5 protein-coding genes are annotated in these 8,362 nt (G+C 47.6%); all 5 read right to left on the bottom strand.

Features of this window, described 5'->3' with window-relative positions; genetic code table 11:
- Positions 1-56: 56 nt before the first annotated feature.
- Positions 57-1,340 (bottom strand): ACP S-malonyltransferase, encoded by a 1,284-nt coding sequence (gene fabD, locus EDM21_RS03515; RefSeq protein WP_157332974.1) that lies wholly within the window; start codon positions 1,338-1,340, stop codon positions 57-59.
- Between the two features lie 16 nt (positions 1,341-1,356).
- The gene (locus EDM21_RS03510) at positions 1,357-5,052 is read right to left on the bottom strand and encodes a non-ribosomal peptide synthetase (protein ID WP_157332972.1); all 3,696 of its coding nucleotides are present in this window, start codon (positions 5,050-5,052) and stop codon (positions 1,357-1,359) included.
- Positions 5,045-5,791 (bottom strand): thioesterase II family protein, encoded by a 747-nt coding sequence (locus EDM21_RS03505; RefSeq protein ID WP_157332970.1) that lies wholly within the window; start codon positions 5,789-5,791, stop codon positions 5,045-5,047. Before EDM21_RS03505 ends, EDM21_RS03510 begins: the two co-directional genes overlap by 8 nt.
- A 67-nt stretch (positions 5,792-5,858) precedes the next feature.
- A complete protein-coding gene (locus tag EDM21_RS03500) occupies positions 5,859-7,373 on the bottom strand; it encodes a serine hydrolase domain-containing protein (RefSeq protein WP_157332968.1) in 1,515 nt (504 codons plus the stop codon).
- 402 nt (positions 7,374-7,775) lie between these two features.
- The gene (gene loaP, locus EDM21_RS03495) at positions 7,776-8,348 is read right to left on the bottom strand and encodes an antiterminator LoaP (RefSeq protein ID WP_157332966.1); all 573 of its coding nucleotides are present in this window, start codon (positions 8,346-8,348) and stop codon (positions 7,776-7,778) included.
- Between the last annotated feature and the right edge of the window lie 14 nt (positions 8,349-8,362).

The raw sequence follows: 8,362 nt of genomic DNA, 5'->3' as shown, positions 1-8,362 counted from the left end.
GCGCCCCCCTGTCACTAAACGATCTCTTCCTGCCTCCTGCATCAAACCCGGATGGGCTACAATACGACCGGCTCCGCTTCCAAAATCCCTTCAGCCAGTTGGGGAAAAAGCTCCCACGTACGTGTTTCCCGCTGGATCTGCTCAAATCTTTCCTGCTGCTCTTCCTTCTCCGTACCCTTTGTAGTAAACACGGATTGAAGCATGGTCAAAGCTTCGCGCATCTGCTCCATTGTCGGCTGCCCGCCGCTGCTTTCCAGCTCTTCCAGCATATGCTGAACCTTTCTGTACGGCTCGATGACACCTTTGGTATACGCCTCATTGTCCCAATTCGTATTTCTCGTACAAACCGCAATCGCGAGGCAGCGAATAATAAACAATAGCTTGTCGGGTTCAGCGGTCTGCTGCTTAGCGATCACTTCCTGCACAGCCTTAAGATCCTTGCTTTCGCCAAAAGAACAAGCATGAATATCGGGCGCATTCTGCTTCATTAAGTTCCTCAAAACGGTTTGCGGTCCTAATTCGATTACCGAGCTGATCCCGTGCTCTACCGCATATTTCATGGATTCGCTCCAAAGGACTGGAAGCGTAATCTGATCCGTCAGATTCTGAACGATTTCGTCGCTGCGGTCATACGGACGCCCCGTAACGTTGGAGATAACCGGATACGTGAAGCTGCCGAACACCTGTCCTTCCAGCTCCTTGCGCATCCGTTCTCCCGCAGACGCCATTAGAGCACAATGGAAAGGTGCGCTGACTCGAAGAGGGATCACCTTAGCCCCCATTCCCGTCAAACTTGCGCCGGCTTGCTCCACTGCTAAACGATGTCCGGAAATCACTACTTGCTCCGGCGAGTTGTAGCTTGAAATGACGACCTCATGCCCGTCCTTGCTTGCGGACAGACAAACTTCTCTCACAATTTCCTTATCCATTCCATACACGGCAGCCATAGCGCCGACATTCTGCTCGACAGCCTCCTGCATGAATCTCCCCCGTTTATGCACCAGACGGACAGCATCCGCAAGGCTGATAACCCCCGCACTCACAAGCGCCGAATACTCACCCAGACTGTGACCGGCAACAAGGGAAGGAACCAGGTCGGTTTCATTCGTTATAACTTTGAAAGCCGCTACGCTCACCGTAAGGATAGCAGGCTGTGTGATTTCAGTTTGAGACAGTTCTTCCATCGTGCCGTCAAAACAGTACTTTTCAAGACTAAACCCGAGCGCTTCGCTTGCTTCCTCAAACACTTCCCTGGCTATGGGATAGTTATGAACCAGATCTTTGCCCATTCCCACATATTGCGAGCCTTGTCCAGGAAAAATAAATGCTAATTTGTTCATCCTAATCTCATCTCCATCATTTCATTTTTTGGGATATTTGGTTCAGAACAGCCACATACATATTCATGAACGTACGGACTTTACTTTTCAAAAGCAGAGTCGAATTGTAGTGGCATATCAGGCCGGTCTGCCCTTCCTCATCCGTTACGCCTACAGATAGATCATAAACAGACGGGATATCTGCATAAATCCCGCCTCTGCAGTCGGCAAAACTGCAATGTATCGTATAAGCCGGTGACTCCTCGGAATTAGATCTCTGCAGCAGCCGGAGGGGCGCAGCCGACTCTTTGTCGCTTGTGCTTCGGGAAATGTCGTTCATTATCTCAATAAACTCTTCCTTCTTGCCCAAGTCGCAGTCAATCGGGTAGAAAAGCTTGTCTTGAAGAGCAATGAAATGGAAGCCGACGACGGGCTGCTTAATCCATTGCGCCATAGTAAACACATAGGCTGCAAGCAGCACATCAATTTCGGTGAAAGTATGTTTTCTCATAATCTCTTTAAGGGAAAGCAATACGGCAGGGTCCATCTTTATTTTGAAAGTCGTGTCCCCTTCATTCGAAGCACGCGAACCAAAAAAATCAGCCGGCAATAGAAGCTGCGGAAGCTTGCTTGCACCAATCTTCAGGTTCCCGTCCCCCCTAATAAATGCAGCCAGCTTAGCAATGGTGGGGTAGGCAAAAATGTGTTGTACCGTTATTTTCCCCGGAAACAATTTATCGATTTTAGCGTGCATTCGCATCAATAGGATCGAATCCCCGCCAATTTCAAAGAAATTATCCTCTGTGCTGAACTGGTTCTTATCAAGCAGAGAAGACCAGATTTCATAAATCTGACGCTCTAAGGGACTGGCGGGACTATACCGCTGCGGCTCATCATTGCTCAGTTCTCCGGCTTGATCAAGCAGACGGCGTTTGTCGATTTTGCCATTCGGCGTTAAAGGTAATTGTTCAACCTGCACAAACTGCTTTGGAATCATATAAGCGGGAAGTACACCGGCAAGCGATCCTTTGATCGTATCGACTGCTACTTCACTGTGCCGGGGCACATAAAATGCGCATAAGTAGTTTTCACCCTGCATGCCTGCTGACAACACCACGGCCTCTTTAATATCCCCGGTGTCTAGCAGATGCTTTTCGATTTCTCCAAGCTCTATCCGGTAGCCTCTAACTTTGACTTGATTATCAATGCGGCCCAGAAATTCAACATTTCCGCTCTTATTCCATTTGGCTAAATCTCCGCTCCGATATAAGCGTGTCTGCTGCCCCCATCTCGCATTCACGAACGCTTTTGACGTTAATTCAGGATGATGGAGATAGCCCCGGGATAATCCCGCGCCGGCAATATGCAGTTCACCCGGAACACCCACAGGCTGCCTGTTTCCATGAGGATCAAGAATATAAACCTGCCCATTGGCAATCGGCCTGCCTATGGGAATATTCGGCCCGGCGGGCTTATCTACCGGATAATAGGTTGTAACAACCGTATTCTCTGTCGGGCCGTATAAATTAATAAGCCGGTAGTTCGTCTCCCGGCTTATCCGGAGTACATCGCCCCCCGTTAGCAGAAATCGCAGGGAATGGTTGGGGTGCTCCATAAATTGCTCGCAAACCTGGGGCGGCAGAAATGCCGCCGTAATCTTGTTGCTTTCAAAATAAGCATTCATCCGGCCAATATCCAGCCGGTGCGATTTCTCCAGCATATGAACGGATGCACCGCTGATCAGGTAAGGGAAGATTTCGATCACGGCTGCATCGAACGACATGGATGCATACTGTGAGGCTCGGTCCGTCTCCCTGATCTCCAAATAATCGACCATCCAGCAGCATAGATTTACCAGAGATATGTGCTCGATCATTACCCCTTTAGGTTTCCCCGTCGTGCCGGAGGTATAGATTACGTATGCCAGATCTGCAGGCATAATCGTCGGCGAAGCAGGCCTTTCTTCAGCCGTACAGCTATCCATATCCAAACAATTCATTTCAGGAAGTACATGCATGAACGGATGATGGGAAACCATGATATCCGCCCCGCTGTCCTTAATCATGTAGTGAATTCGGTCGACCGGGTAGTGCGGGTCCACAGGTACAAAAGCCGCCCCTGCCCGGAGGATTCCCAGCATACCGACAACAAGCCGCATATCCTGCTCCACCATAAGTCCGACAACACTGCCAGACTGGACGCCTCTATGGGCAAGGTGCGCTGCCAGCTCCGCAGATTTCTGCTGGAGCTCTCTATAGGTCATCCGCTTATCCCGGTAGACGACCGCCGTATGATCCGGATATTTGGCAGCCGCATCCTCAAACCGTTGAACGATAGTAGTTTGTAACGAAAATGGCTGATCTGTCTCATTAAAGATATCCATTTCATGAATTTCCTGATCCGATAGCAGCCGGATATCGGATGAGTGGATCGAAGGCGCATCTACAATCTGTTCGATCGCTTGATAAAGATGCCCCGCCATTCTGGCTACATCCTCTTCCGCTATACGCACGGCATCGTAATGCATGGTTACTTGTATGGTATCTTTAATCGCAAACTCCAGAACGAGGTCATAGTTAGTCGTTTCCCTCTTGCTCATTAAATCTATCCGGATGGGCGGGTTCGCCGGCATCCGCTCATCAGCCGGATAGTTCTCAACGACCACGATGGAACTGAACGTATTCTGCTGACGGTCAAAGTCAAGACAGGTATTGATACGCGCCAGCGGAGTATGTTCGAATTCTCTCATCTCCAGCAGCATACGGTGAGTCTGTTTCAGAATAGAAGACACGCTCTGATCGCACTCCACATTAAAGCGAAGCGGCACGGTGTTGATGAACAGACCTGCCATCTGGTCTATTCCGCTTATTTCGGGAGGACGCCCCGAGAGGGTAATGCCGAACATTACGTCCTGATTGCTGTTATACTTCTGCAGCGTGATCCCCCATGCCATGTACAACAGTGCCGAAACAGTGGCTTCATTCATACTGGCCGAAGCATGAACTTTACTCGTCACAGCTTCCGGGATTGAAAGCCTATAGGAATGGCCCTTTTGAGCCTGACTTCCTTTATAATTCTTATCCACATAGGGAATTTCCGTTTGCGCTGTGTGCCCTTTCAAATAACTTTTCCAGAATTCAAGCTGCGTAGGCGTTTCTTTTTTCTTTTTCCACAGAACAAACTGTTTAAAAGGTGTCTTCCTACCCGATTCGTGCGCCTGAATTCCTTCGGTCAAAATCGTATAAGCCGCAATAAATTCCTGCAGCAATAAATGACTGCTCCATCCATCGAACAGAATATGGTGAAACGTCACGATCATCTCCGATTCCGACTCCGAGAGTATCACCAAATCAATCCGAAACGGATGGGTCGTAAGCTGCACAAGCCTCCGGGCTTCTAGTGCCAGATTCTCGCGGTTAACTCCCGCTTCTGCGGATCGGGCAATCCGAATGGGCAATTCTGCCTGACGGCGAATAATTTGAACCGGCTTCTCCAGCCCGCTCCAGCGATATACAGCCCTTAGCATTTCATTGCTTCGTGCTACACTATTCCAGGCCGCGATAAAATGATGCGAATGAACCGCACCCGTGATTCTAAAATGAAACTGCTCGATATACGTATCCGACCCGGTTTCGCTCAGATGATGAAATAGTATTCCTTCTTGCATAGAGGTCAAGGATACAATATCTTCGATATCCTGCTTGTTCAGCTTTTCGGAACCCACATTAAGCATGCAGTGAACCGCCTCTTCCGCTTCCCGTCAGCAAAGCTGTCACCAATGTCCGGTTGATGAATGACACAATCTCCTGCGGCAGCTCATTGATAAAGAAATGCCCGCCTTCAAAAAGAACCGTACTGCATTCACGATTCGTGAATTGTGCCCACTCCCTCAGGTCCTCTACCGGTACTTCCTTGTCCTCTTTTCCTCCAAGGGCCGATATATTGAATTCAAATTTCGCTGAACGGGGAACATAGGAATACGTGCTCATCATTTTAAAATCCCCGCGAATAATAGGCAGCACATAATCAAGCAGGGCTTCACTCTCCAAGATTTCAACCGGCATTCCGCCAAGCTGCCTCAAATCTTCCAGAAACTCTTCCTTGCCGGAATCAAAAGAGACGCTCTCTTCTTTTAGGATATGGGGAGGATTTCTTCCTGAGAAAAAAGCATGAATCGGCTCTTGTCCCGTGGATTCTTTAATTCTATGAATTAACTCATATGAAAGAAGACTACCCATACTATGTCCAAAAAAAGCAAACGGACTTCCGTCCAGATAAGGCAGAATCCATTTATACAAATCGTCGACTGCCTGATTCAGATTATCGTAGTGGGGATGTTTGGAGCGTGTTCCCCGGTTGGCAAGTTCAATGGGAGCCAGCTCAATGGCACTGTCCATTAATTTACTCCAACGCTTGTACATCATTGCAGAACCGCCTGCATAGGGTAAACAAAATAACTTGATTCGTTCCATCGGCCTGTTTCCTCCAAATTAATATCGCGTGCCAATCCGTCCTGCTTGGATGCAAAGATACCCGAAGCTAGAAAGTCAGCTTCGGGCTGTTAGCTGCCGGGCAAGATCGGGCAAATAGATCATACAGACAAAAAAGCAAGGCACATCCCCATATTCCATACAAAGCATAGAATAAGCTGGCTGGAGCCCACACCTGGACGAAGCTCCAATTCAAACCGTCAAAGACGATATCATTTATTCGGTAAAGCAAATACGCGAGAGCCGGCAACAGTACCGCCATGACGAGCATACGCATTATCAAACGACCATGTAAACCCGCATACCTCCTAGTTCCGGTCCGGATCTGTAGGATGCCTTTCGCGAGAAGGATTAACAGGACGAGGGTGCTGATTCCGGTGATTACAGTTACGATACCGGCTATCCGGTCCACCTGCAGGAACTGGTCAGAAGTACCCGGTTGTACGGCCCGGCCCATCAACATATCCATGATTCCTTGGCCTATCTCTTGCGTATACGAAGAATTCATATTCGCCAGAATGCCTACGCCAAGCCCCTTGTCCGGATTCAACACAAAATAGGAGGAGTAGTTGGGATTACCGCCTCCATGTGACAGCTCCGTACTCTCTTTTAGATAAGCGAACCAGCCGGAGGCATATAGCGATCCGTCATAATCCCGCTGGACTTGCGTGTTCGGATTCTGCGAAGCATGGACAAGAGTCCGTACCCAGACCGGCGTTGATTCTCCAAGCTGAATTTGCAGCCATTTGGCCAGGTCATACCCGCTTATAATAAAATACCCGGCGGGTGTATTGCCACGATATTCGGGTGCCTGATACGGCTGCGGCTGTCCGAACAGCAGTTTATAACCGGCTGCAAGCTTCTGCTGATCCACATCTGCCCGCCGTGTAAACGTCTGGTTCATCTCAAGCGGAGTAAGCAGCTCGCTTCGAATGAAATCATCAAAACGCTGCCCCGTTACTTTCTCGATCACCAAACCAAGTACATCATAGTTGAGCGTTGCATAAGAAAATTTGGTGCCAGGCAAGAAGTCAAGTTCAATGTTATCCAGTACTTTTACCGTTTGTTCCAAGGCATCTTCGCCTGAAGCAACGGGAATATCCCCAATCGTACGAAAGGGGATTCCGCTGGTTTGATACATGAAATTTTCTAAGGTCAGCTTAGGCCTGGTTCCTTGGAAGGTTGCAGCGAATGACGGAAGATACCGGGTAATCTCATCTGTCATTTGCAGCCTGCCTTTTTCTTGCAGCAGAAGAATCCCCAGCCCGGTGAACGCCTTGCTTGTCGAACCAATCTCGAACAGGGTCTCCGGCGTAACCGGAGCTTTCGTCTGATCCGCGATTCCAAAACCCTTCTGGTAGAGAATCTGCTTCTTATCGACAATGGTCACGGATAGTCCCGGAATCTTGCCGTCTTCCATTTTCTTTTGGATAAAGGAATCAAAGGAATCAATCTGTCCGGATTCAAAGGTCTGGCCTGATTGATAGGGGCTGCCTTCACCGGATACCCGGTCCATGATTGGATAAAAGAACCACAGGGCTGTCCATATACTTAGCGCAGCCAAATAGACTTTCTGATGAAGAGAACGAATAACAATCTTCTCCTTACGAAAATGATGTACCTTCTTGCAGCAGGGTACCCCCTCCAAAATCTGCACAGAAAAAAGGCAGTGCTTCGCCATGACAAGTGGAAAGCACTTACCTTCGTAACAGCTATGTCCGCTTGAAAAATATTAACGTGCCGGAACATCGATTAACTTTTTCAAGAATCATTATGTTATGCAATAATCAACGAATATTAATACAATTCAAACGGCATTCTTAATATTAGTCGTTATTTACCTTCTTTAAATAAATAACCATGGATGTATCATATTAAAATAATACCATAAATTTTTACTTTTGTGGTATTATTCTTAACCTTCTCCGCGTGCGAAAAGGCCGTTTATCCGGAATTCAGTTCGTTTCTAACGTATAGGACTGGTCGGCGTTGGAGCTAATAATTCGATACCCAGATCAATTAATTTCTCACAACCCAGGAAATTCAGCAGCAGCTTGGCACGTTTTTTATGTTTGTCGATCTTTTTGATGCTTCCTTCCATTCCCTTTAACGGACCTGAGACGATCGTTATCACATTATTGTTCATCAGAACAGTAGAATAATCGACAATAGCCTTGTCATCCATAAGCTTGATAAGGTGCTCCATCTCTTCATCGGGAATAGATTTAAAGTACATCTCTTCGTAACCCTGTCCCTGCGAAACTTGCTTGTCCTTTTTATTCTCATAGTTTAATACTTTGATAACCTCAGGAATGGCTTGGATTTCATAGTAGGTTTTAAAATCCATATGAATCTGCAAAAACACATACCCCGGGAACATCGGTTTAATTACGGCATTTACAACCCCGTCTTTTTTTTCGGGTACTTTCCGCTTTGGTACACAACAATATACAGAGGAACGATCGAATCTTTCCAAAATCCGTCTCATGACATCCTCTTCCTTAGCGCCTTGAACAAAAATCGCATACCATTTTCGCATATATGTCCCCTCTT

This window comes from Paenibacillus lutrae, from assembly GCF_009757775.1.
Lineage (GTDB): Bacteria > Bacillota > Bacilli > Paenibacillales > NBRC-103111 > Paenibacillus_F > Paenibacillus_F lutrae.
Note: the sequence above shows the minus strand (reverse complement) of the source record. Positions and strands in the feature narration are given on the sequence as shown.